Here is a 20,849-nt window from a genome sequence, read left to right as displayed (position 1 = left end):
CTTTATTCTTTATTAAGCTTTTGAATCAAATACCGATCGTTTGCCAGCAGAAGAAGCTGCCTTCCCTTCCCCATAATTCAAGTTTTTAAGAGAGGGATTCATTAAATCAAGGGAGAGCTGCACAAATTGCATAGACTGGTTAATTAATGCCTCGTTAAGCTGCTCCTGTTGTTTTAATTTTGTGATAGCTTCTGTTAGCGAAATGGCACTGGCTTCAAGTTCCGTCTTTTCTTCCTCTTTATCCAAATGCTCCAATAAGGAAGTAATGGATGGATCACTAACGGATGGGTGCTCCTTAACAAAGGCTTCTACTGTTTGGATACGGGCAGTCTCGGTCTGTTCTAATTCTCGAATCCGCTTTCTCTCTTTTACAAGAATGGACTGCAGCTTCTCTACTTTCCCTTCCTTTATAACCTCGGTTTTTTCTCGGGAGATTTCTAGTAGAGCTTCATGAAGCTTTACTAGACTATTTAATGCTTCTTGCACTTTTTGAATTGACATGGGGTGTTGTCCTCCCTGTTATCCGAAAACTCTATTTACCTGACCAGAAATCGATCATTTTTTGTGCGGTCTTTTCTGGGTCGACTTTATATTCTCCAGCATCCACTGCTTTTTTTATATTTTGGATATACTCTGCACGTGCTGGATTTGTCTTTTCACTCTCTTGTAGCTGTTTTGCTTGATTAGAGATTTCCAATTGATCCTGCTTGGTTTCTTTTTTTATCTCCGTGTGTTTTTGTAGATGACTCTTATATGGATTAAAGTTCGTTTGATTAGGTCCGTTAATCTTCATGGCCTTCACACCTCTTTACTTGAATATTCTTCTTTTATAGGTTGTTCAAAAAGTCCGGTACAAATGACACATCGAATTTCTTCGTTGGCTTGCTTTTCCATTCCTCACGTATAATTACATACGTTCCGGTACTCAAAGCTACACCGCCTCGAACTTCTTGGTCCTCTATATCCTCCTTTTTGAACACGCACTATTATAAATACCAATGGTAACATTCTCTTGTTCATTATATCGGTATTATTTAGGATTTCTAAAGTATTAATTAAGATTTATCAAATAAATAGTACGTTCTACCCGGTTCGTTTTGTTCACTTTTTTGTTCAAGTGATTTATTTTTCTCAAACCGCTCCAAATCATCCTTTAACTCTTTCGTACATTTGTCACACATTTCTCCTTGGACAATCGGTTCTCCACATTTTGCACAAGGATAGGAAAGTTGAGGAAACTGCGATGTTCTTAACCTTTTTTGTTTCACAAATTTTAGGATGAGCATCTGATCTACCCCAGTTGCCTCCACAACCTCCTGAAGGGTTGCTTCTCTATTTTTTCTTACCCGTAGAAAACTATAAACCGTTTCAAATGCTGCTTCCTCTTCTTTATAGCAGCTCTGGCATATATCCCGCAGTCCTTTAACAAATACCGCATCACAGCGGGAGCAGTTTGCTAATTCAGCCATTATACGTTCTCCTTCGATTCTATAATTATAACAGTGCGACAGAGCCTACCCTCGAATTAAGGTATAAGAATAAACCTCTGGACAACCATTTTGCTTTAAAAGCTCTGCTGCATGTCTGATGGTTGTACCTGTTGTATATATATCATCGACCAAAATAGCTGGTTTGTTAAGTGTTTCTTTTAAGGTAAATGGGTTCTTTCTCGTGATTCTTTGCTTTCTAGATTTTTTCGATTGTTTTTCACTATCTATTCTGGCTAGTAGGCTTTTGGATTGGTTAGGAAGAAATGCAGCTAGTGCTTCAGCTTGATTAAACCCCCTTTCCTTTAGTCGGTTTTCGCTTAGAGGAATAGGGATGATAATGGCATCTTTTTTCTTCCCAAATGCTTGATAATATCCTTCTGTAAAAACTTCCGCAAAAACATTTCTTAGAATATAGTCACCACGGTATTTCCACTTTGCAATTATTTCTCGCATAAAGGCATTATAGGTATACACAGAGTAATTACCAGCTAAAACATTGCGCTTTTGCGATTCCCACCACTGGCAATCTCGGCAAACGGCCTCTGCTGTTTTCCTACTGCATTTTCTGCATCTATCCCCTTCTATCTGCTCTAATTCACTCTCGCATTTCTCACAAAGAGAGGCGGACCTGGATGGCAACAGAAGATTGCCCCAGTTTACGGAAGGGATAATTTCCTCATCACACCATAAACAATGCATTAGGCAAAACCTCCTCGCTTGTTCATTTTTCGAATCGACTCGACTGCTTCTACCATGGCATCTGTTTTGCCATCGTGAAATAATAGTACGTCACCAAATGGGTCATTTGGACTTCTCCCAGCCCTTCCGGCAATCTGCACAATCGCGGCTTGGTCAAATACATGATGACCTGCATCCAAAATAATCACATCCACAGACGGAAAGGTTACCCCACGTTCTAATATGGTTGTAGTTAACAGCATAAATAAATCCCGGTCACGAAAGGATTGAATTTTCTCCTCCCTATCTCCATCAGAAGCATGCACAGTGCTTGCCTGCTGTTTTGACGTGATAATGTCATAGCTAATTAAAAGGTCCGTTAGAGGCACTGATAAGTGGTCGGCTAAGGAGACGGTGGGAACAAACACAAGAATTTGTCGTTGCGGATGCTTTCGAATAAGAAGCCATTTCAAAAAGCTCGGAGGGAGTTCTTTCTTTTTCAACTGACTTTTAAGCTGTGAAACTTGCTTCATCTGCGGTACTGGAAGTGGATAACCATGAAAGCGACGAGGGACAAAAATATGGGGAAGGAGGTTGTTGCGAATTCGTTTCAGTTGCTGTTTTCTTGGTGTAGCTGTTAGGTAGATCGTGGTACTGTCTAGTTTAATTGCTCGCTCTGCAGCAAACGAAAGGGAAGGATCGGCATGAAAAGGAAAGGCATCAATTTCATCAATAATCATGACATCAAAGGCCTGCTTAAATCGTAGTAATTGATGCGTAGTGGCAAGAAAAAGCTGTGCTGTACCTACTTTGTCCTTGCTCCCACCATAAAGTGCTTGGACTGTGACGTTGGAAAATGCCTGTTGGATACGTGGTTGGAGCTCACGGACGACATCTGCTCTCGGTGTAGCCAAACAGATACGCTTTCCCTGTTTTAATGCTATGGAGATGGCAGGAAATAACATCTCTGTTTTGCCTGCACCGCAAACTGCCCATGATAGTAGTTCTTTTTCTTTATTTACAACAGTGCTGGCAATACGATCGGCAGCTTTTTGTTGTGCCTCCGTCAAGGTTCCCTTCCATGTACAGGGGGCAGCGTGTATTTTCCATTCCGATACAGGGCCAGACCATTCATAAAGCATAGTACACTCACTCACCCTCCCCATCGCGATACACTTTCGACAATAACTATGCGACTTATCACAAATACTACAGGGATATTGTGCCATAAGACGCTTTTCGTTATTTCCACAACGATTACATTGCAGGGTGAAATGTTTCTTGGTAAATGAGGGGACAGCTCGGATAAATTTTTGTTCTACAGCTTGTGTGAAGTGGAATGCAGAGAGAGGGATTTCCTGACGAAGCAATAATTTTCCAGTGACGTTCTTTGCAAGATCCATAAGCTCCTGTCTGTTGAGTGGAACGACCATAAAAACCATTTCCTTTCTATAGAGATATGATTAATGAACGGTGACTGTTCTGCTTGTCATCAATAGCTGAGGAAGTCTTACTTGTTCAGTGGGGAGAACTCTAATACGAAGATCCCGGAAGTTAGGAGAAGAAATATTGGTTAAAAACACTACATATTGCGGCAACGCCTACGTGACCAACGCTCTGTTGGCCCGAGGCTGAGACCGTGCTCACCAGAAGCGAAGTTACCTTAGCGCTAATTGGAGCTTTTCTTTTATGCTTTACTTGATTAATTGAAGTTACTTTTTATACCAGCCAACGCCAATAGAGCCTTGCCCTAGATGCGTTCCAATTACCGGACCAAAATAACTGATCGAAGTATCCATCTGTGGGTACCTTTCCCGGAATTCTTCTTGTAATTCTAATGCAGCTTCTTCGTTATTCCCATGGATAAAGACAATGCGCAGTTCATTACCTTGTGCGGCATCTTCTTCAACCATTCCCATAATTCTAGCAATGGCTTTTTTACGGGTGCGAATTTTTTCAAATGGAACAATAACTTTATCAACAAAATGAAGTACTGGCTTTACTTGCAACAAGCTTCCAACAATTGCTTGTGCTTCATTCAGCCGTCCACCCCGCTGTAAATTTGTAAGATCATCTACCATAAAATAAGCTCGCATAGATTGTTTCATTTCTTGAAGCCGTTCCATGATTTCTTCTGGTGTTTTCCCTTGTTCCGCCATCTCTGCTGCTTCCAGTGCATAAAAGCCCTGTGGCATACAGCTTAATTCTGAATCAAAAGCATGTACCTTGATGCCCTCTACCATTCGTCCAGCACTGGCAACTGTCTGGTAGGTACCACTGATACCACTAGAAAGGTGGACGGAAATCACAGCATCATAATCCTTCGCTAACTCTTCCAACTTCTCTGTTACATATCCAATAGATGGCTGGGATGTTTTTGGTAGTGATTTCGTTGTTTTTACTTTTTGGTAAAATGTTTCCGTGGAAATATCCATTTCTTCTCTGAACGATCCATCGTCAAAAACAACAGTAAGTGGTACCATATGTATGTTATGCTGCTTGCGGATATCGCGAGGAATATATGCCGTACTGTCTGTCATAACAGCAACCTTCATAACTACCTTCTCCTTTTTGCTCTAGCATATTACGTTTAGTATTTATAATTTTATTAGAATAATGCCTAAGACATTATTATTTTACATGAATCGATAAGAAAATGCATCAGTTTGTTTATTAAATAAAAAGCATTTCTTAGACCTGTATTCTGTGCATACGCCCCCACCCGAAACTACACATAAAAAAACACCCCGGTTTCGTTATCCAGGGTGCACGCTATAGTCAATTAGCTATAAAGATAGTACGTTGTGGTAGGAACAAATTATACATAGGGAACCAAAAAATCTACTAGAGAACCTCTACCCATCCTTTGCGAATTGCAGAGACAACAGCTTGCGTACGATCATTTACATTCATTTTTTGCAATATGTTACTAACATGGTTTTTCACTGTTTTTTCACTAATATATAACGTCTCAGCTACTGCACGATTACTCTTTCCATCTGCAAGGAGTTGTAGTACCTGACATTCTCTCTTTGTTAGTAAATGCAGTGGTTTGCGGTATTCGATGCCATTTTCTGTAATATTAGAATTATTTTCTTTCGCAAGTCTCCGGTATTCCAAGACAAGGTTATGGGTAACTTTAGGGTGTAAATAAGAGCCACCTTCTGTTACCACTTTAATTGCTTCAATTAACGCATCGGAGTCCATTTCTTTTAACAAATATCCTTGTGCTCCTGTTTTTAAAGCATGTGTCACATAGCTTTCATCATCATGAATGGATAGAATGATTACACTGGTATTTGGAAAGTAGCGCACAAGATCTGCTGTAGCTTGTACACCATTCATGTTCGGCATATTTATATCCATCAAGACTACATCTGGCTCGTTTTCTTTAACCAGTTTGGAAGCAACAGATCCGTCGTCTCCTTCTGCAACCACATCAAAGGATGGTTCGAAGTCGAGAATTCGCTTAACCCCTTCACGAAATAATTTGTGATCATCAATAAGTACAATTTTTATTTGTTTTTCCGTCGTATTCATATCTTTGCTCCTCCAGGTTCTTTTTCTATTTTTACCCTATTACAATACGATGATAGATTGATAGTGTATTTTATTTAAAATCTCTTATCTACTAGTATAACCTTAGCTAAGCGTATAAGGAACTTTTATTAGAATTGAAGTTCCTTTGCCAATATTGGAATTAATTTCGAGCTTGCCTTCTAGCATCTCTACTCTTTCACGCATTCCAATTAAACCGAAAGACTTGTCCCGCTTCATCGAAGTATCAAAGCCTTTCCCATTGTCTTTTATCAACATCGTTAAATTTTGTGTGCATATCTCTAGTTTAACCTGAATTCTTGTCGCCTCTGAGTGCTTCACTGCATTTTGTAAAGCTTCTTGAACAAGACGAAAGAAAGCAACCTCGTATTTCGTGTTCAAGCGTTTTTCTTCCCCAATGGAAGCAAATTCTATTTTCATATTATTATAATCCGCGATTGTCGCAACATATTTTCTGATGGTAGGGATAAGACCAAGATCATCTAAAGCCATTGGTCGTAAATCGTAAATAATCCGGCGGACTTCATAAAGAGAAGACCTGATCATTTTTCGAATATCTTTAATTTCATCCAGTGCTTGATCCACATTGTTTTGACGAAAAATACGATCTACCAATTCGGAGCGTAGCAATATATTGGCGAGCATCTGAGCAGGCCCATCATGAATCTCTCTGGAAATCTTTCTCCGCTCGTCTTCCTGTGCTTCAATGATTTTCAGACCGAATTCCTGCTTTTCCTTGGCTTCCTCAATCATTTCATTAACCTGTCTAAAGTCATCGTGTAAATAGTTAAGGATAACCGATATTTTCCCTGCTAACCCCTCCGCCCTGTCTATCGTTTGGCTTAAGGATATTAAACGTCGCTCTAAATCATCGCGTTTCTCTCTTAGAGCACTCTCTTCTTGCCTGAGCATTGCTAGCTTTGTTTGCATGGCATGGGTATTTTCATATACTTCCCGAATCTCATTTTCTGAGTACTTATCAAAATACCTACTTACCTCTGCAAGTCTTTGTCTGGAAAACCGCACCTTTTGTTCCAGTTGGTCTCCATCCTCAATATGTTGGGCGACTTTATGCTTTGTGTCTTTTAACTCTCGGACGAGGTGTTCATGTTCACTACGTGCTTCTTCACTAATATTAAAAATCTCGTCCTTGCTGTTTTCGACTACCTCAATCATTTCATTAATAATATAATCGAGTGCTGTTTCGCTAATCTTTTGTGCCATCGTCTCCCACCAACCTATGTTATAATTATACGTATATATTTTGAATTTTTATAGGGCCTTTTATCATGTATCTTACATTTTTTCAGACCCGACTTCCTACCTATGTGCATGAGGATGCATTCTAGCACACTCTATAATTATATCATGTCTGTTAAGGAGGCTAAATGCAACATGTTAGCAACTTATTTCACAGTAAAACAAACTGCTATTGAAGAAATAATCATACAAAAGTCACGGTTTATTGGCCATGTGGCTAGAGTAGAAACAGAAGAGGAGGCCCAACAGTTCATCCAGGAGATTAAAAAGAAACATAATGCTGCAACACATAACTGCTCCGCTTATATGATCGGCGAACATGACCAGATCCAAAAAGCTAATGATGATGGCGAGCCTAGTGGTACAGCTGGAGTCCCAATGCTTGAAGTTCTCAAAAAGAAAAATCTAAAGGATACGGTTATCGTTGTCACACGATACTTTGGCGGCATTAAACTTGGAGCTGGCGGGCTAATCCGCGCTTACGGTAATGCCACAACAGAAGCACTTCAAGGTAGCGGTATTGTAAAAAGACAATTAATGCAGGGAATTTCTATTACGGTTGCGTATACATTGCTTGGCAAGCTGGAAAATGTGTTGCGGCAATCCGACTATATCCTTGAAACAATCAACTATCTGGAGAAAGTAGAGTTTATCGTCTATGTAAAAACAGGTGAAGAAGATAGCTTCCAGGACTGGATTATTGACCTGACAAGTGATCAGGCCACACTATTACAAACCGATCAGAAATATGTTGAGATAGATGTTGAACCAAAATAAGAAAAGCTCAGAGCGCCTGCTTAGAAACAGCTTGTTTCTTCCTGGTGAAAAGGCCTTTGCGAGCCAGCCTAGTTCCTGGTGCTCTGAGCGAAACCTCTTTCCTTTCCCACGCAGCAATTCAAACAAGCGTTATCCTGGTGCAACCGTCCGTAAGACCCCCACTTCAAAACATGAAGTAAAACAGTGATGTTTAAGGGAAGTAACGGACGCTAACACCCCGATTCGTTCAACTTGCAATCAGTGGGGGAAGAACGCCCCCCTCTGATTGCAAATTCACTTTATAACAAGGAAAGTGCTGCTTTATCCCCAATCACGGTAACATTTGGATGTTTTTGCAAGATAGATGCTGGGAATTCTTCTGATATTTCTCCCTCTATCATTCTGGAAACAGCTTCCGCTTTCTTTTCACCTGATACTAGCAAAAGGATCTCCTTGCTTTGTATTATTGTTTCAATCCCCATTGTAATGGCTTTCTCTGGAACTTCGGCCAGATCTTCAAAAAAACGGGCATTTGCTTTTCTTGTTGAAGGCGCCAAATCAATGATGTGCGTTCTACTAGAAAAGTTAGTTCCAGGCTCGTTAAAGCCAATATGACCATTTAATCCGATCCCCAATACTTGTACATCAATACCACCAGCCTGTTCAATTCTTGCTTCGTAATCGATACACTCTTTCTCCAGGTCTGCTGCCACACCGTTTGGTAAGTGGGTGTTTGCTTGATCAATGTCAATATGTTGAAACAAATTATCTTTCATATAGAAGTCGTAACTTTGCTCGTCTTCTTTGGTTAAACCAACGTATTCATCCAAATTAAAGGTGCGAACAGATTCGAAGGAAACATTCTTCTGCTTGTACTGCTCGATCATTTGCTTGTACAACCCTTCTGGTGTTGATCCTGTTGCTAAACCTAAAACTGGATTATCTAGTTGCTGTATTCTTTGGATTATGACAGAGCAAGCAAGCCTGCTCATTTCCTCGTAATTTTCTACTGTTTTTAATTGCATCCTTTATTCCTCCCTAAAAGCTACTTCCCCGCGACAAATGGCAGAAGTAATATGAAGCTGACGATCCACTAACAACAAGTCAGCATCCTTACCTACAGTTATACTTCCTTTTCGGTCATATAAACCAAGCTGTTTTGCAGGATTTACAGAAGCCATTTCGATTACTTCTTGTAGTGTAACACCATCTAAATCAAGCATTTGCTTCGCACCATCACGCATTTTTAAAATACTCCCCGCCAAAGTTCCATCTTCTAAAACTGCGCGGTCTTCCGTTACCACAACTGGTTGCCCTCCAAGCTCGTAACGTCCCTGTTGCAAGCATTTAGCCCGCATGGAATCCGTAATTAGCAATAGTCTTTCACTGCCCATCGTTTTGTAAACTAATTGCAGCATCTCCTTGCTTATATGAATGCCGTCCGCAATCAATTCGGCCCGTAATTCATGGAGCATGAAAGCTGCTCCCACTGTACCTACATCACGATGATGTAAACCAGTCATCGCATTGCAGAGGTGGGTCACCTGTTTGACACCATGTTCTACTGCTTGCTTCATATCTGAAAAACTGGAATTTGTGTGCCCTGCTGATACAATTACCCCTTGGTCTGACACGTGGCGGATAAAGGTTCCATCCGGATCGTGCTCTGGCGCCATCGTTATCGTCTTAATCTTGTCTCCCGATAACTTTTGCCATTCCTCGAACTGTTCAATGCTAGGCTCCATAATATAAGCATGTGGCTGCGCGCCTGCCTTGGACTTTTCTATAAATGGTCCTTCTAGGTGTACGCCAATCACTTCAGCCTGTCCGGGCTTATTTTTATAGGCAGAAACTGTTTTTAGCGCTTTCTCAATGTTTTCAGGTGATTGTGTGATCGTCGTTGCCAGAAAGCTTGTAGTTCCTTCCCTAGGCAGAACGGAAGCAATTGAGTCAAGTGCTGTATTGCTTGCATCCATCACATCTGCACCGTTTGCACCATGGATGTGTCCGTCTATAAAGCCAGGTATAACGATTTTTCCCTTCCCATCAATTTCTTGAATCTCATCCGGAAGGGCCGATTGTTTCCCGATCTTAGATATTTTTCCGCTCTCTAAAAGAAGAGCGCTATCTTCCATAATCGTTTCTTCTGTTAAAATGCTAACATTTTTTATGTAAATGGGACTTGTTTGCAACTGTCTCTTCCTCCTCTACTATAATATATATCATACCATTTTTTTCATAGAAAATGGAGCAAGAGATAGCGCTATAATAAAGAATTTGAATAGAAAAGATTCAGAAAGAAAGACTTTTTAGGAGAATGGAAAAATTGGTAAAACGAAGAGTGTAAGAAAAATGAAACACAAGGGGAAATTATATACAGGAAAAAGATCTATGAGAACACTAGCAGCATAAAATCACGCCACAAAGAAGCTCTCCTCTATTTGCTACCATTCTTAAGAGGCGAGCTTTAACGTAACGGTTTATCTTGACCGCTTTTTACTTTATTTACTTTTCAGTACAGATTGCTGGACATTCGGAAGTAGTCTTTCATGTGTGAGTTCATCAATTAAAGTCTGAATCATTTCTTGAGAGGATTGTATATGATGCGTTTCGGTATCATGAATTACTTTTTTTAGCATCGTTTTAAACTTTTCTTGCTCCATTATTCATACCCCGCCTTTTGAAAAATATCTTACCTGTTGCATAATAGCATATGAACGAACAGAATGTTGTCGAACCTTGTCGTAGATGCTCAAAATTTACAAAAAATTAATACCTCATTACCTTATTCGTTTCCCTGGACAACTTTATAGAGGTCTTCTATCTTTTCTTTTATGAAAAAGTACAAGTAGGCCTACCGCCAACAGGGCACCAAAGCTATCAAGTATGACGTCACCTACGTAGGGCGTTCTGTTTGGTGTGAATCCTTGGTGAATTTCATCCGATATGGCATAAATTACCGTTAGAAACAAAGAGAAGATTAGCGCTTTACTATGATTTTGTTTTCCAGCTTTTCGAAAGGCCACATAAAAAAGCAAACAGAGTACTAAGAACACAGATACGTGGGCACCTTTACGAATGAAAAATTCGATAAATCCAGCAACACCTAACTCTTCCACGCTAACGACACTTTCATGATAGGTGAAGGATAACCAGTTTAAATACGGCTCAAGAAAACTTACGTTTATGAAATTGTTCAAAAGTGGTTTCACATCTTGATTTTCATAAGGCTGATGGGAAGAGTAAAAAATGATCCCCATCCAGCATATGGGTAAAAGCCAGAAAATGTGTTTCTTCAAAATTCATTCTCCTTGTCTTGTTATATATGCTTTTTGTGTAGTCCGCTTTTTGGGCTTCCCCCGGCACATGTATGAATTATTTATTCAGAGTTATTTATAATGGCCACCTTAATAAAATAACCTTAATCCACCATATCGGCAATACCCCGAATGAGAAAAAACCAAACAAAAAACCGTGCATCACTGCAACGGCTTTGATGGGTCATCTATCTTTATTACTGCGCCATTTGTTAAACTCTAGATATTCCTTAAACTGTTCTTTTGAAACACCAGACTCCATTGCTTCCTGTACGATCTTCAACCATTCGTTATCTAAATCCTCAGGACCGCTTATGTTTTCTTCCCGTAGAAGATCATTAACCGTTGTACCAAGAACGGTGCTTATTTTTTCAATAAACTGGATCGATGGGTTTGTCTGAAGGTTACGTTCAATCGAACTAAGGTATGATTTAGCGACCCCTGCTCTTTCAGCTAATTCAGAAATGGACATCTTTTTTTCTGTGCGAAGTTGTTTGATTTTTTCACCGATCAAGCCCTCACCTTCTTTCAAAGCGAATTATAACATAAAGTGGGTGAGGAGTTCTATATAAAGTACAATTAAATTCAGGCATTATGTAATGATTCCGTCTGTTTTAGAAATTGACGTATTTCCTCTGTAGTGATCCCAAGATTCTTTGCCCTTTTGATTAATTCAATCCATTCACCATCTAACGATAACTGCTCAACTATTTTTTCCATATCCTATCCCCCATTATTATTTCCAGATAACCCAGCCATCCTAGCATATGCCGTAGATCTGTGATTTTGCGTCCTCGTCTTTCGATGAGTATGCCTTTTTCTGAGGAAATGTAGTTATGACACTAAATAGAACTGCCTAGTAATATGATACTACAAATTCACGACTATTTGCGTAGGTTCTTTTGTCTTATTTCAACTAGTTTTGTAAGAGAAATGGAATATCTTACACCTGTTTTTGTCGAAGAATATGGAAAATATTAGATACGATGATCTTTAATCAACCGTAGTTTACGTATAACAAGAATGCCGCCCCCGACTGCCAGTAAAATCGTTCCGAAAAGGAGAAGAGTAAAAATATCTGTTGATGTATTAGGTAAGGCTGCTCCACCTTTATCCCCCGAAGTTCCATTCCCATCTCCATTACTAACATTACCACCTACACTAATGGAGTCTTGCTGATCTTCCTCTCCTTCTGCGGTGAAGATGAGAACAAACTCCGTTTCAAGGCCTTGAAATTCGTTCCCCAGATGGTCTGGGAAATAAACGGTTAGCTTCAGTTCCTCTTGTTCTCCGACATCCAGACTTCTGTCCGGGATGGCGAAATTCGGCAGATTCCCTTTATAAAGTTGTTCATCCTCGTCTGCTACTTCAATTATTAATTCATTAAACAGCTTTTCCTCTTCCGTCGTATTTGCCAGCTCTACATGATAACTAAAATCCTGTCTGCCGTCATTAGAGATTTTAAGATCCCTTGGCGCCCAATCGCCTGGCTTCATATTGGGAACCTGGAACAAATAGTCGTTTGGCGTAAGTTGAATATCCAACTCCTTAGAAGCGTCTGCTTCATTTGCTTCCGCTGCGGATACGTACCCTAATGGGAAAAAGCTGCATAGTAGTAAAACAAAACTTAGAATGAAGAAACGTTTATTCATGGAATCCACCCCCTAAAATCCGATTTTCTTCTATTGTTAGGAAGAAAGTGATTGCCCTTCTTCCAGTTTCTGATCACCTTTTTTATTTTGCTTCTCTATTTCTCCTAGGGTCCGCCAAATCGTTAGGCCGGAGTAGCATAGCAGTAAAATCCCTGGAATGAGTAATAGAAATGCTCCATTTCGAGACTGTGCAAAGTTAACCAGATATCCAAGATAAGGGATCGTGAAACCAGTGTATTCCGCCACGACGTTCTCAGATAATACTGGCTGAAGATCTTCCACATTATTGTTATCACCTTTTGTCCGGTACATCACTTGCTCCCCACTTGCCATTACTTCGGTAATGCGGTGAGTAATGAGTTTTTCTTCTTCATCCATGAACGTGATGACATCCCCGTCTTTAAACCGTTTCATATCCCCATCGGGCATAACAGCGATTAACGAGCCAGTTTGAATTCCTGGTTCCATGGAGCCTGATAACACGGTTTTCAGCTGGTAACCAGCAATTTCTGGTTCTCCCCCAGACGCTTTAGAAGAGACTACGACAACTGCCATTACAATTAGTGCAGCGAACAATACATAGGTCGTAATGTGGCTAACCCACTTTTTTACTTGTTTAAGTGACATGTTTATTCTCCCTCTTCCTCTTTGGTTCCAGTAGATGGTTGCTCTGTCCCTTCATTTTGCTCTTGTTGCTTCTTCTCTGGCTGTTTTTCTACCTGCTTTTCCGTTTGCTTTTCTTGTTTTACTTCCTGTTTTTCTGATTCAGCTTCTGATGCGTCTGTTTCCTGTTTGTTTTCCTCAGTTGATGAAGTGTCCTTCTCTTCCTCCACAGGAGCCTTTTCTGTTTCTGGTTTAGCTTTCTCTTGCGTATCATCGGTGCTCTTCGACTCTTCTTTTTTGTTATCCTCGTTAAAAATGTCCTCGTCTTTTTTCTGTTCTACTCCTTCATCTGATTCTTCTTTTACCTTTTTCTCTTTACATTTTGCATTTACTTTTTTGCTCCAAACCTCTAATGGTTTCTCTGTTTCTTCGCCATATAATGGATGCTGAAGTGCTTTAAAAACATAAAAGCCTTCTTTTTCTGCCTTGTAGCTTAAGGACACTGTTTCACCCTTTTCAAGCGTTTTAATTTCACCACTCGCTACTTTCTTACCCGTTTTTTGTGGATTGCCAGTTTCGGAATAGAACACTTCATAGGTAGTTGTATCTGTCATGGAAAAACCTTTATTTTCCAATTCCATGCTAACGTTCATCTGAGGGCAGGCTTTTTCTTCCACTGTTGGTTTGCCTACAAAGTCAAGCTCACTACCATCCCACCATGTCCCCGCCTGAATAACTTGTTCACTTTCCTGTGAGGATACGAAATAGGCTCCTGTTCCGGAAGCAAGATATCCAAGCGTAAATACCGAAATATAACAAATAGCTACAACCTTCCATACCATCACAAATTGCTTATACCTTTTAAACTTTCGCATCCGGCTCATTCGCAACCTATTTCCCTCCATTCAACATGATTCATTGCTTTCGTAAACGCAGCTATATGTGCTGCCCTTACGAAAGCAAAATCTCTGTTATATAATATGTATGGAAGAAAGACGGGAATATCCCGCCTTTCCAAACTAACTTATCTTCTTTCACCTTCACCTTGGTGTCCAGTAAAGTTCCAATCAAGTTCTAAAGAATCTCCTTGGAATTTGTTTTGATCTTCTCCGTTATCAACAAATTCAAATTGAACATGTAATTCGTCCGAATCGCCTGGTTGTAGTCCACCACGTTCTTCAAAGAATGGAATAAAGATTTCATTAGCCACTGCGTCTGGAGACATACTCTGCAATTCTGCAAGCGTCGTATAGTAGACAACATTATCTGGAGACCATGGTCCTAATACTGCTTTGTCTTCATTCCATAAGAAGTTGACTCTGATATGCTCACCGAAATCTTCTCCAGCATTGTCGCTCCCAGCGTCGATAACTTCATACGAGGTTTGTAGTAGAACTTCAGCAATTTCAAGTGAGCCACCATTACCAAGAGTAAATGAACGGTTCATCCAATCACCCGGCTTTAAATTTTCCACATCAATGATTGTAGTTGGATTAGCATTAAGATCTAAAGTTCCCGCAGCAAATGTGCCATTTGTTTCTGCTGTATCACTGAAATATGCAAATGTTCCTCCGCCTACTAATGAAATTCCTAGTGCTGCTGTTGCAATCCCTAGACCTAATTTTTTCTTCATACTCATAATAAAATTCCTCCTCATAGTTTATAAATATTTTGAGATACGTTCCGCTGCTGTTACCTGAAGAAATACATGATGGTTACCTTGATAAACGAACGTCCACTACTCCTACCATCTTCATATACAGCGAATATCCCCCTCCCTATGTATAATGATCGTTCTTTTTATCTACATAATTGTTTTATATAACGAACGATTACTTGAAGTATAGGTCATATTTCATAGTTTGCAAAACTTCATATTCGTTCAATAATTCTATATAAAGAACGTTTTACTTAGTTTTATGCTCTTTTTCTTTAAATTACTTAACTTTTTGCTAAATTGAATAAATAGTTGTTCTTAATAAAATCCAACTTTCCCTTATCTGATCTTTCAAAAAAAGAAAGCTTTCTATATACTAGAAGTAAATAACGAACGCAAGGAGTATTGCCTATGAAAAAGCTCTCCCTATTGTTAATCGTTGCTGGACTCGTTTTACTAGGTGTTGGAGGTTATCAATGGTTCCATACAGCCCAAGCGCAAAAAAATAGTCTAGCTGAGGCCCAAACATTGCTCGATGAGGGTCAAAAAGTGCAAACAAATGAAGGATCAACTGAAACAGCGGAAGGGTTTGCCCCTCAAACAGGCGACACTGCCGGGATTCTGTATATTCCCAGACTAGATGCCGAATTACCTATAGTAGAAGGCACAGATGAAGATGACCTTGCAAAAGGGGTAGGTCATTATAAGGGGACTGCATATCCTGGTCAGAACGATCAGATCGTTTTATCCGGTCATCGGGATACTGTTTTCCGCAGTATGGGGGAGCTCGAGCTAGGAGACCATTTAACAGTCAAACTTCCTTATGGGGATTTCACTTATGAAATAGTGGATACAAAGATCGTGGATGCCGATGATCGGACCATCATCTCCCCTACAGCGCCTGAGGAAGTATTGACCTTGACCACCTGCTACCCTTTTTCTTTTGTCGGAAGCGCTCCAGACCGTTATATTATCACAGCCTTACCTATTGAAACTGAAAAAGATAATTAGGGCTAATAGCAAATGTAATAACTGGCCACCAGGGTTATCAATTTCCTTGTGGCTTTCTGTATTGGCTGAATTCTTTAACAAACATGTTATAATAGACCTAGATTACAAGATAGATACTGGAGGGGGATCCGATGAAAAAGATTACAATAGCCTTAGCTGCTATCATTATGGTAGTATTAGCCGGCTGTTCAGACGACGAAGTAACACCAAATGAACGATTTGATACGTATGTGAAGCATTGGAATGAACAGGAATTCTCTGATGCATATGGCATGCTATCAAGTGAGTCTACTGAAACGTATCCAACTGAAGAATATGTGGATCGTTATAATAAAATTTATGAAGATCTAGCAATATCTGACCTTTCTATTTCGTTTTCAAAATTGGATGAGGAAGAGCTGGAAACCGCAATGGAAGAAGGGACTGCTACTATTCCCTTTGAAGTAGCGATGGAAAGCATGGCTGGACCAATTGAATTCGACTATGAAGCTGCCCTTGTACAAGAAGGTGAAGAGGATGAACAAAACTGGTATGTACAGTGGGACCCTGGCTTTATTTTTCCTGAACTAAAAGATGGTGGAGACATTAGTATTCAAAGCGAAGCTCCTACGCGAGGAGAGATTCTTGACCGGAATCAAATGCCATTAGCCATTAATGACAAGGTAAATGAAATTGGGATTATTCCAGGAAAACTTGGCAGTAACCCTGAACAAAGCAAAGAAGAACTCTCAAGCTTCATAGGGCTTTCCGTTGATGCCATTGATGAAGCATTAAATGCTGCCTGGGTTGAGCCAGACTTATTCGTCCCCTTAAAAAAGGTGCCTTCTACTAATGACTTATCCCCATTATGGGAAATAGATGGTGTTGCTGGTAGAGAAGTAACTGGTCGTGTTTACCCAGCTGGAGAAGCTGCTGGACAGCTGGTAGGATATATTGGAAATATTACAGCTGAAGAGTTAGAGGAACAGGAACCAGGCGTTTACAGTGCAAACGACATGATTGGTAAAAGAGGTCTTGAAAGTCTCTATGAAGAGCAACTTAAAGGTAAAAAAGGCACACGCATTGAAGTAATCAAAGAAAATCAAGAACCTATCGTTCTTGCCGAGACGCCAGTTGAAAACGGTAAAAATATCACCTTGACAATTGATGTAAATGTACAAGAAAGCATTTTTGATTCTTATGAAGAGGATGCTGGTACTGCTGCAGCCATAAATCCCAAAACAGGAGAGACACTTGCACTTGTCAGTAGCCCATCTTTCGATCCAAATGAAATCCTTTATGGGACGAAAGCGAATCTGTGGGAAACATTACAGGAGGATGAGCAGCAGCCATTGTTAAATCGTTTCTCATCAACCTTTGCACCAGGATCAGCTCTTAAACCAATTACTTCTGCAATTGGTTTAAAGAATGGCAGCATTGATCCGAATGAAGGATTAGAAATCGATGGATTGACATGGAGTAATGGGAAAGGATGGGGAGAATATGCTGTCCGCCGTGTTTCCGAATCTAGTGGCCCAGTTGATTTAAAGGATGCCCTTGTACGTTCTGATAACATTTACTTCGCCATGCAAGCAGTGAACATGGGGAGCGAAGCATATGTAAAAGGATTAAAAGAATTCGGTTTTGGGGAAGATCTTCCATACGAATATCCTTTCACTGCTTCCACCATCTCATCTGATGGAAAGTTGGATGATGAAGTATTGCTTGCCAATTCAAGTTATGGGCAAGGACAGTTAGAAATGAGCTCGTTACACCTTGCCACAGCATACACTACCTTTTTAAACGAGGGGAACATGATAAAACCAACATTACTTACAAGTGAAGAAACAGCTCAGGTATGGAAAGAAAACCTGCTTAATAATGATCAGGCTAATTTGATGAAGGATCTGTTATACGAGGTTGGTCAATCTGGTACACCATCCAAATATACTGCTGACTCAGAAGTAGGGATTTCCGGTAAAACTGGTACAGCTGAATTGAAACTGACAACAGAAGATGATTCTGGTGAAGAGAATGGTTGGTTTGTCGGCTTTCCGACAAAAGAAAGTGAACAAGATTTATTAATCGCCATGATGGTTGAGAATGTGAAAGAAAAAGGCGGAAGTGTTTATACAACGAATAAAGTAGTCGATGTGTTTAATGAGTTGAAATAGAAAAGCAAAAAGCTGAACAGTCTCGATTGACTGTTCAGCTTTTTTGTTACGAAGTTTTCCTCTCTATTGCTTGTACTGCATGTAAACAACTTGCGTTACGAGGAAATCTTCTACCCCGTGCTTGCCATCTGTTCCACCAAGTCCTGATTTACGCATACCTGCGTGATAGCCTTGAACAGCTTCAAAGTTTTCCCTGTTCACGTACGTTTCTCCGAATTTAAGATGATTCACGACATGCATGGCCTCATGCACATTATCGGTATAAACGGAGGATGAAAGACCATATTCTGTGTCGTTCCCCATTTGAATTGCGTCATCGAGTTCATTAAAGGTGACAATCGGTACAACAGGTCCGAAAATCTCTTCCTTAATGATTTCTGAATCATGTTTGACATTTTTAAGAATCGTTGGCTGAAGGAAAAATCCCTTTTCCTTATTAGCCCTTTCGCCACCTGTCACAACCTCCGCTCCCTCTTTTACAGCTGTCTGTAGCATTTCCTCTACTTCTTCTAATCTATCTTTACTCACCAGTGGTCCCATACCAGCCTGTTTGTTTTGTAGAGGGTTATCAACTGTGACTGCTTCAAAGGATTGTTTCAGCTTTTCCGTAAAGGCTTCAGCCACTTCCTCCTGAACATAAATTCTTTCTGCATTCGTACAGGCCTGTCCATTATTGGCTAGTCTTGATGTCGTAATATGCTTGGCAGCCAAGTCAAGATCAGCGTGCTTTGTTACAATAGCAGGTGCCTTACCACCAAGTTCCAGATTCACTTTCGTAATACTTTGGGCCGCTGCTTCCATCACTTTTGTACCTGCAGTGACACTTCCTGTCATGGAAATCATATCGACATCTGGATGAGAAGCTAAGGCATTTCCTAGTGTAGAGCCTTTTCCGGTAATAAGGTTGTATACTCCTGCAGGAAGTTCCTCCATCTCATCGACCAGTTTTGTGAATTCTGCCGCTGTATTTGGTGTTTTCTGGCTTGGTTTTAATACAATTGTACAGCCCGTTACAAGCGCTGTTGCAACCTTCCTCGCTAAAATAAATACTGGGAAGTTCCATGGTACAATTCCACCAATTACCCCAATAGGCTTCTTATATAAGAGGATATTTTCATTTGGCCTGTCACTTGGGATAATATCTCCTTCTATTCTTCGGGCCCATTCGGACATATATTTGAAGAAGTCAATTGCCATGTCTACTTCTCCATTAGCTAATTCAAAATCTTTTCCTTGTTCTTCCTGTAATAATTCAACAAATTTACTTTTATTAACTTCTAGCTTTTCTCCAAGTTTACGAACAATTTCTCCACGTTCCACAGCTGGTTTATGCTCCCAACCATACTGCGCATCTGAGGCAGCCTTAACGGCCTTATTCACATCTTCGTCAGTTCCGCTCGCAATCTTTGAAATCACCTGTTCTGTAGCAGGGTTTATTACATCAATTGTTTCTGTCGCCGTCGATTCTGTGTATTTCCCATTAATATATATAGGTTGCGTTTGCACAATAAAGCCTCCTTCATGGTATCCTACTTTTAAATTTCCACCATGAGGAGGCTCTAAAACATATTATTTATCCCGGTGCAATCCGTCCGTAAAACCACCACTTCAAAACATGAGGTGAAACCGTGATGTTTAAGTTGGAGTAAACGGACGCTAACACCTCGATTCGTTCAACTAACAATCAGTGGTGGAAGAATGAACCCACCCGACTGATTGAAGTTTCACTTTATGTATGATGACAGCTTGTTAAAGCATTTTCAATAAGGAATAAAAGGTTGCTTCATCCCGTTCGTCAAGTGCCTTATCGATGGATCTTTTTATGTTTGCCAGTTCAAGCTGGTCAAACAGTATGTCAAGTTCATCTAGATCCCATGGAGGGGTCGTTTTGCTTGGAGTATAAGGTTTTATAAATGCTTGTAAATAAATAAGAAAATCGCTACAAAAAAGGAGTTCATACATCGAAATACGTTCTTCTTCTTTTCCATGCCGGAAAACGAATACAGCATCCTTATTAGATACCTCTCCTGTCGTTCTGTTAACATGGATAGAAGTAGCACCATTTGGGGTATAATGAAATTCCTTGCCATTGATTAGTACGACAAATCCACCAACTGATAATTTTACATAAATCGCACTGCTGCTTAAGCCTATTCGAAAAGGCAAAAACGACTTGATGATGACCATACTTTCCATTCAGCTCCTCACTCCATGTATTGTTCATTAAATAGAACGATTACCTTATTATAATTCATTTTGCCTAGTAATTAAAGCCTATTTTATGTTTTTTCTACTAACAATAAACAAATAAAAAGCCAGCTCCTATAAAAAGAAGCTGACTACTACTTGTTTTACCTATTCTAGTTTTTCCTCTTCTGTAAATACTCTTGACCTTGTAAGAAACCTTTTCCCTTCAGGTCCTTCCAGTGAGAACATTCCTCCCCTTCCATCTACAGCATCTATTATAAGCTGGGTATGCTTCCAATAAGCATATTGATCTTTGGAAATATAGAAAGGCATCCCCCCTATTTCACCGAGTAGAAGGTCTGACTCACCAACGCGAAATTCGCCCTGTGGATAACACATTGGAGAGCTTCCATCACAACATCCACCAGATTGATGAAACATTAAATCTCCATGAACTTCTTTTAACGTTCGAATGAGCTCCAGTGCTTCGTCTGTAGCGGTGACCCGTTCTGTCACATGCCTCATCC

24 protein-coding genes and 1 riboswitch are annotated in these 20,849 nt (G+C 40.1%); of the genes, 3 read left to right on the top strand and 21 right to left on the bottom strand.

Annotated features, from left to right (window positions below; all coding sequences use genetic code 11):
- Positions 1–12 precede the first annotated feature (12 nt).
- From ACTWPF_RS06465 to ACTWPF_RS06430, 8 genes are all read right to left on the bottom strand, one after another.
- A complete protein-coding gene (locus ACTWPF_RS06465; protein ID WP_106897370.1) occupies positions 13–501 on the bottom strand; it encodes a flagellar protein FlgN in 489 nt (162 codons plus the stop codon).
- A gap of 31 nt (positions 502–532) precedes the next feature.
- Positions 533–793 carry a flagellar biosynthesis anti-sigma factor FlgM gene (gene flgM / locus ACTWPF_RS06460; RefSeq protein ID WP_036575125.1) on the bottom strand — a complete coding sequence of 87 codons (261 nt, stop codon included), beginning with the start codon at positions 791–793 and terminating at the stop codon, positions 533–535.
- A gap of 262 nt (positions 794–1,055) precedes the next feature.
- Positions 1,056–1,469 carry a TIGR03826 family flagellar region protein gene (locus tag ACTWPF_RS06455; protein WP_058950937.1) on the bottom strand — a complete coding sequence of 138 codons (414 nt, stop codon included), beginning with the start codon at positions 1,467–1,469 and terminating at the stop codon, positions 1,056–1,058.
- A gap of 45 nt (positions 1,470–1,514) precedes the next feature.
- Positions 1,515–2,189 (bottom strand): ComF family protein, encoded by a 675-nt coding sequence (locus ACTWPF_RS06450; RefSeq protein WP_443148723.1) that lies wholly within the window; start codon positions 2,187–2,189, stop codon positions 1,515–1,517.
- Positions 2,189–3,334: a DEAD/DEAH box helicase gene (locus ACTWPF_RS06445; RefSeq protein WP_443148866.1), complete on the bottom strand. Its 1,146-nt coding sequence runs from the start codon at positions 3,332–3,334 to the stop codon at positions 2,189–2,191. The genes ACTWPF_RS06450 and ACTWPF_RS06445 overlap by 1 nt, the downstream gene beginning before the upstream one ends.
- Before the next feature lie 546 nt (positions 3,335–3,880).
- The gene (locus ACTWPF_RS06440) at positions 3,881–4,723 is read right to left on the bottom strand and encodes a DegV family protein (protein WP_443148722.1); all 843 of its coding nucleotides are present in this window, start codon (positions 4,721–4,723) and stop codon (positions 3,881–3,883) included.
- Between the two features lie 289 nt (positions 4,724–5,012).
- Positions 5,013–5,708 carry a response regulator gene (locus ACTWPF_RS06435; RefSeq protein WP_106897374.1) on the bottom strand — a complete coding sequence of 232 codons (696 nt, stop codon included), beginning with the start codon at positions 5,706–5,708 and terminating at the stop codon, positions 5,013–5,015.
- A gap of 102 nt (positions 5,709–5,810) precedes the next feature.
- Positions 5,811–6,950 (bottom strand): sensor histidine kinase, encoded by a 1,140-nt coding sequence (locus ACTWPF_RS06430; protein WP_036575135.1) that lies wholly within the window; start codon positions 6,948–6,950, stop codon positions 5,811–5,813.
- Positions 6,951–7,121: 171 nt separating this feature from the next.
- Between ACTWPF_RS06430 and ACTWPF_RS06425 the strand changes: the two genes are divergently transcribed.
- Positions 7,122–7,763 (top strand): YigZ family protein, encoded by a 642-nt coding sequence (locus ACTWPF_RS06425; RefSeq protein WP_443148721.1) that lies wholly within the window; start codon positions 7,122–7,124, stop codon positions 7,761–7,763.
- Between the two features lie 278 nt (positions 7,764–8,041).
- Here the strand turns inward: ACTWPF_RS06425 and nagB are convergent, their stop codons facing one another.
- The 10 genes from nagB to ACTWPF_RS06375 all read right to left on the bottom strand — a co-directional run bounded on the left by nagB (position 8,042) and on the right by ACTWPF_RS06375 (position 14,953).
- Positions 8,042–8,767 (bottom strand): glucosamine-6-phosphate deaminase, encoded by a 726-nt coding sequence (gene nagB / locus ACTWPF_RS06420; RefSeq protein ID WP_443148720.1) that lies wholly within the window; start codon positions 8,765–8,767, stop codon positions 8,042–8,044.
- Positions 8,768–8,770: 3 nt separating this feature from the next.
- Positions 8,771–9,934 carry an N-acetylglucosamine-6-phosphate deacetylase gene (gene nagA, locus ACTWPF_RS06415; protein WP_443148719.1) on the bottom strand — a complete coding sequence of 388 codons (1,164 nt, stop codon included), beginning with the start codon at positions 9,932–9,934 and terminating at the stop codon, positions 8,771–8,773.
- Between the two features lie 309 nt (positions 9,935–10,243).
- On the bottom strand, positions 10,244–10,405 hold the full coding sequence (locus ACTWPF_RS06410) for a hypothetical protein (protein WP_159033269.1): 162 nt from the start codon (positions 10,403–10,405) through the stop codon (positions 10,244–10,246).
- A 144-nt stretch (positions 10,406–10,549) separates the two neighbouring features.
- The gene (locus tag ACTWPF_RS06405; protein ID WP_238020987.1) at positions 10,550–11,041 is read right to left on the bottom strand and encodes a VanZ family protein; all 492 of its coding nucleotides are present in this window, start codon (positions 11,039–11,041) and stop codon (positions 10,550–10,552) included.
- Between the two features lie 202 nt (positions 11,042–11,243).
- Entirely contained in the window at positions 11,244–11,573 is a 330-nt protein-coding gene (locus ACTWPF_RS06400; RefSeq protein WP_036575146.1) for a helix-turn-helix domain-containing protein, read from the bottom strand.
- Positions 11,574–11,644: 71 nt separating this feature from the next.
- A complete protein-coding gene (locus ACTWPF_RS06395; RefSeq protein ID WP_081779379.1) occupies positions 11,645–11,779 on the bottom strand; it encodes an anti-repressor SinI family protein in 135 nt (44 codons plus the stop codon).
- Positions 11,780–11,801: 22 nt separating this feature from the next.
- Positions 11,802–11,884: riboswitch (cyclic di-GMP riboswitch) on the bottom strand.
- A gap of 152 nt (positions 11,885–12,036) precedes the next feature.
- Entirely contained in the window at positions 12,037–12,711 is a 675-nt protein-coding gene (locus ACTWPF_RS06390) for a hypothetical protein (protein WP_443148718.1), read from the bottom strand.
- Between the two features lie 36 nt (positions 12,712–12,747).
- On the bottom strand, positions 12,748–13,338 hold the full coding sequence (gene sipW, locus ACTWPF_RS06385) for a signal peptidase I SipW (protein ID WP_443148717.1): 591 nt from the start codon (positions 13,336–13,338) through the stop codon (positions 12,748–12,750).
- A 2-nt stretch (positions 13,339–13,340) separates the two neighbouring features.
- A complete protein-coding gene (gene tapA / locus ACTWPF_RS06380; protein ID WP_443148865.1) occupies positions 13,341–14,198 on the bottom strand; it encodes an amyloid fiber anchoring/assembly protein TapA in 858 nt (285 codons plus the stop codon).
- 140 nt (positions 14,199–14,338) lie between these two features.
- On the bottom strand, positions 14,339–14,953 hold the full coding sequence (locus ACTWPF_RS06375) for a CalY family protein (RefSeq protein ID WP_106897383.1): 615 nt from the start codon (positions 14,951–14,953) through the stop codon (positions 14,339–14,341).
- 429 nt (positions 14,954–15,382) lie between these two features.
- On the opposite strand from ACTWPF_RS06375, the gene ACTWPF_RS06370 reads away from it, so the two are divergent.
- Together ACTWPF_RS06370 and ACTWPF_RS06365 are read left to right on the top strand one after the other, a co-directional pair.
- Positions 15,383–15,982 carry a class D sortase gene (locus ACTWPF_RS06370; protein WP_443148716.1) on the top strand — a complete coding sequence of 200 codons (600 nt, stop codon included), beginning with the start codon at positions 15,383–15,385 and terminating at the stop codon, positions 15,980–15,982.
- 131 nt (positions 15,983–16,113) lie between these two features.
- The gene (locus tag ACTWPF_RS06365) at positions 16,114–18,135 is read left to right on the top strand and encodes a penicillin-binding transpeptidase domain-containing protein (RefSeq protein ID WP_443148715.1); all 2,022 of its coding nucleotides are present in this window, start codon (positions 16,114–16,116) and stop codon (positions 18,133–18,135) included.
- A 63-nt stretch (positions 18,136–18,198) separates the two neighbouring features.
- Here the strand turns inward: ACTWPF_RS06365 and aldA are convergent, their stop codons facing one another.
- The 3 genes from aldA to ACTWPF_RS06350 all read right to left on the bottom strand — a co-directional run bounded on the left by aldA (position 18,199) and on the right by ACTWPF_RS06350 (position 20,838).
- Positions 18,199–19,641: an aldehyde dehydrogenase gene (gene aldA, locus ACTWPF_RS06360; protein WP_443148714.1), complete on the bottom strand. Its 1,443-nt coding sequence runs from the start codon at positions 19,639–19,641 to the stop codon at positions 18,199–18,201.
- Between the two features lie 243 nt (positions 19,642–19,884).
- Positions 19,885–20,331, bottom strand: coding sequence for an IDEAL domain-containing protein (locus ACTWPF_RS06355; protein ID WP_443148713.1), 447 nt, complete (start codon positions 20,329–20,331; stop codon positions 19,885–19,887).
- Positions 20,332–20,490: 159 nt separating this feature from the next.
- Positions 20,491–20,838, bottom strand: coding sequence for a DUF779 domain-containing protein (locus ACTWPF_RS06350; protein WP_106897389.1), 348 nt, complete (start codon positions 20,836–20,838; stop codon positions 20,491–20,493).
- Positions 20,839–20,849: the final 11 nt, after the last annotated feature.

It is taken from the genome of Oceanobacillus sp. M65 (assembly GCF_052246275.1).
GTDB lineage: Bacteria > Bacillota > Bacilli > Bacillales > Amphibacillaceae > Oceanobacillus_B > Oceanobacillus_B jordanicus.
The sequence above is the reverse complement of the archived record's forward strand: the minus strand, read 5'-3'. Positions and strand labels throughout refer to the sequence as shown.

Excerpts from the sequence above, each read along its gene's own strand:
- nagB (WP_443148720.1), bottom strand. The coding sequence starts at position 8,767 with ATGCAATTAAAAACAGTAGAAAATTACGAGGAAATGAGCAGGCTTGCT.
- ACTWPF_RS06455 (WP_058950937.1), bottom strand. The coding sequence starts at position 1,469 with ATGGCTGAATTAGCAAACTGCTCCCGCTGTGATGCGGTATTTGTTAAA.
- ACTWPF_RS06450 (WP_443148723.1), bottom strand. The coding sequence starts at position 2,189 with ATGCATTGTTTATGGTGTGATGAGGAAATTATCCCTTCCGTAAACTGG.
- tapA (WP_443148865.1), bottom strand. The coding sequence starts at position 14,198 with ATGAGCCGGATGCGAAAGTTTAAAAGGTATAAGCAATTTGTGATGGTA.
- ACTWPF_RS06365 (WP_443148715.1), top strand. The coding sequence starts at position 16,114 with ATGAAAAAGATTACAATAGCCTTAGCTGCTATCATTATGGTAGTATTA.
- ACTWPF_RS06445 (WP_443148866.1), bottom strand. The coding sequence starts at position 3,334 with ATGGGGAGGGTGAGTGAGTGTACTATGCTTTATGAATGGTCTGGCCCT.
- ACTWPF_RS06395 (WP_081779379.1), bottom strand. The coding sequence starts at position 11,779 with ATGGAAAAAATAGTTGAGCAGTTATCGTTAGATGGTGAATGGATTGAA.
- flgM (WP_036575125.1), bottom strand. The coding sequence starts at position 793 with ATGAAGATTAACGGACCTAATCAAACGAACTTTAATCCATATAAGAGT.
- ACTWPF_RS06370 (WP_443148716.1), top strand. The coding sequence starts at position 15,383 with ATGAAAAAGCTCTCCCTATTGTTAATCGTTGCTGGACTCGTTTTACTA.
- ACTWPF_RS06410 (WP_159033269.1), bottom strand. The coding sequence starts at position 10,405 with ATGGAGCAAGAAAAGTTTAAAACGATGCTAAAAAAAGTAATTCATGAT.
- sipW (WP_443148717.1), bottom strand. The coding sequence starts at position 13,338 with ATGTCACTTAAACAAGTAAAAAAGTGGGTTAGCCACATTACGACCTAT.
- ACTWPF_RS06355 (WP_443148713.1), bottom strand. The coding sequence starts at position 20,331 with ATGGAAAGTATGGTCATCATCAAGTCGTTTTTGCCTTTTCGAATAGGC.
- ACTWPF_RS06390 (WP_443148718.1), bottom strand. The coding sequence starts at position 12,711 with ATGAATAAACGTTTCTTCATTCTAAGTTTTGTTTTACTACTATGCAGC.
- ACTWPF_RS06465 (WP_106897370.1), bottom strand. The coding sequence starts at position 501 with ATGTCAATTCAAAAAGTGCAAGAAGCATTAAATAGTCTAGTAAAGCTT.
- ACTWPF_RS06435 (WP_106897374.1), bottom strand. The coding sequence starts at position 5,708 with ATGAATACGACGGAAAAACAAATAAAAATTGTACTTATTGATGATCAC.
- ACTWPF_RS06430 (WP_036575135.1), bottom strand. The coding sequence starts at position 6,950 with ATGGCACAAAAGATTAGCGAAACAGCACTCGATTATATTATTAATGAA.
- ACTWPF_RS06440 (WP_443148722.1), bottom strand. The coding sequence starts at position 4,723 with ATGAAGGTTGCTGTTATGACAGACAGTACGGCATATATTCCTCGCGAT.
- ACTWPF_RS06375 (WP_106897383.1), bottom strand. The coding sequence starts at position 14,953 with ATGAGTATGAAGAAAAAATTAGGTCTAGGGATTGCAACAGCAGCACTA.
- ACTWPF_RS06425 (WP_443148721.1), top strand. The coding sequence starts at position 7,122 with ATGTTAGCAACTTATTTCACAGTAAAACAAACTGCTATTGAAGAAATA.